This window comes from Mesotoga sp. (genome assembly GCF_035363035.1).
GTDB lineage: Bacteria > Thermotogota > Thermotogae > Petrotogales > Kosmotogaceae > Mesotoga.
This window is the reverse complement of the sequence record NZ_DAOSEH010000169.1, coordinates 1-2038: the sequence shown is the minus strand read 5'-3', so window position 1 is coordinate 2038 and position 2038 is coordinate 1. Positions and strand designations below refer to the sequence as shown.

At 48.7% G+C, this 2038-nt stretch carries 3 protein-coding genes; 1 reads left to right on the top strand and 2 read right to left on the bottom strand.

Translation table 11 applies throughout. The annotated features are described in order from the left end of the window. Both PKX57_RS12125 and PKX57_RS12120 read right to left on the bottom strand, forming a co-directional pair. On the bottom strand, nucleotides 1-667 hold a 667-nt coding region (locus tag PKX57_RS12125), incomplete at its 3' end, for an AAC(3) family N-acetyltransferase (protein WP_472417579.1). Nucleotides 668-746: 79 nt separating this feature from the next. Continuing rightward, a complete protein-coding gene (locus PKX57_RS12120) occupies nucleotides 747-1301 on the bottom strand; it encodes a hypothetical protein (protein WP_472417577.1) in 555 nt (184 codons plus the stop codon). Nucleotides 1302-1809: 508 nt separating this feature from the next. On the opposite strand from PKX57_RS12120, the gene PKX57_RS12115 reads away from it, so the two are divergent. After that, the coding region (locus tag PKX57_RS12115) for a hypothetical protein (RefSeq protein WP_472417575.1) at nucleotides 1810-2038 on the top strand (229 nt) is incomplete at its 3' end.

Sequence of the window (2038 nt, the reverse complement as noted above, 5' to 3'; positions counted from 1 at the left end):
CGTAGCATTCGGCCTTCAGCACTCCTCCCCTTATCATTTCGTCTTTCGTAAGAAACTCTGCGATCCTGTCGTACCTCTGAACGTACCCCTTGAAGTCGTGGGTGAGGTAACTGGCGGAGTACTCCGATCCTTTGCCGGTTACGATGGTGTACGAAACCTCCCCGTTGAAAAGGTACGGCGGTTTCACTAGCTCCTCGACCCCGTGCATCAGTGTGTTCGGCCTCAATCCGCATCCGATGAAGATCACGACTCCATCTTTCTCGACAAGCTTTCTGAAGGGCGATCTCTCGCCCACCGGGGTCCTGTCCTTTGCGTGTTCAGCCGTTACGGCTTCTGCGAGCGGACCGAAGGCACAGACCGAGTGAGTCGGATGCACGCTTCTGATTACCCCTTCACTTTTTCTGAAGGCTTCGGGAATAACTCCGACGTTGGAAGGTGTTCTCTCCAGATCGAAGAGAGGTCTTTCCGGCGTTACGTGCTCATAAGAAAGGGCGGGCATCATCACCGTGATCCCTCTTTCCGCGAGTCTCGCCGCTGCTTCAACGACTGCCGTGGGACCGCCATTAACGCGGCCCATGGCTGAAAGCGACGAGTGAATCATAGCCACTTTCGCACCGTCGATAAGTCCGGCGATGGCCCGTTCTATTTCGCGTATCTCTTCGAACAACTACACCATCTCCCCACTTCGAGTGTGAAAAAACGGCCTCAAAGATCGGCCGGGATTCGCCGATTGCCTGTGCACTGGACTACCAGTGCCATGAATATTTGCCTTCGGCCGCGTCTCTTCCGCCAGGAGAGAGGGGATATTCGAAGAGAAGCGTTTCGGCGTTCAGATCGAAAGAGGGCTTCGGGCCGAACATGTGGTTCCATGTGTTCACGTACACAACCGGTCTCTGCTCGAGGAAGAGAATCTCATCGGCTGTTATGTATGCCGAGCCGTGAAGATCTCGCGTATCTTCGAAGCGATGGTCGCCCGAATAAACGCCGGGAAACTCTATTCCCTGCAGGGAACCGTCGGCGTTCAGGTAGAGATAAAAGGTCTCGATATCGAAAATACGGCCGTATCTGAAAAACCTGTAAATATCGTACGGGATATCCGCCAGCCAGCACGGATGATCTTCGTCTTTGAACACAACGGTCACCGAAATCTTCGAGGCGTCGACCGATTCTTCACAAAAAACCTCCACGATCCCATTCTGACTATCGAACAAAGGTTGAGAGAAGATTGGCAAAGGTGTCTGCAAAGCCGCTATAGATACAGTTGCCAAAAACATAATCAGCACTGAATTGAGAAATTTCATGACACTCTCCCCCTGTACACGAAATTAGTTTTAAACATCAATTTACTCGCTCACCACTACCATTTCTTTCATGGATCTATTCTATCTTTTTGAAGCGTCAACTGCTATCTTTTACCTCTCCGGTCAAACCTATCGCGGCAGACGTATAAAGTGTGGCTGGAGGCTCGAAGAAGAACTCCGCATCGGACTCCTTTCCACAAAAAAACCGGTGTGAATAAAACGGTACGCTGCAGTTGAAAATCGAAGCGATCCCGGGGAAGCTGCTGTCTGACACTTTCAATATCGAAATTCTCTTGGTTTGTTAAATCGTAAAAAAGAAAAGTTGAGATATAATATGGTTTTGATAATCGGCTTTTCTGACTGATTTGTTGCGAACTAGTGTTTCTAGGCAAGAGGTTTCTCGATAGTCCCGGTCTATTCGCCATCGATTGAAGAAGTATTTTGAAATCTAATGATTTTATGATATGATTTATACACATGAGTAAATAGCAGAAAAGAGGTGACAGTTATGCGGACCCGATTAATAGTGGTTTTTTCTATTTTATTGCTCTTCTTGACAACGAGCGTCTTTGCTTACACTCTCGAGGATGCGCAATCGGTGGCGGATAGAGCTAACTCGACGGTTGAGACGCTGATCGCCAGCGCGGAAAAAACTGCGGAAGTCCTCACAGAAAATTATAAGAAGCTCGCCGAGATGTGCAAAGACAACGAATATTTATTGTCTCTTCTGGAGGAAA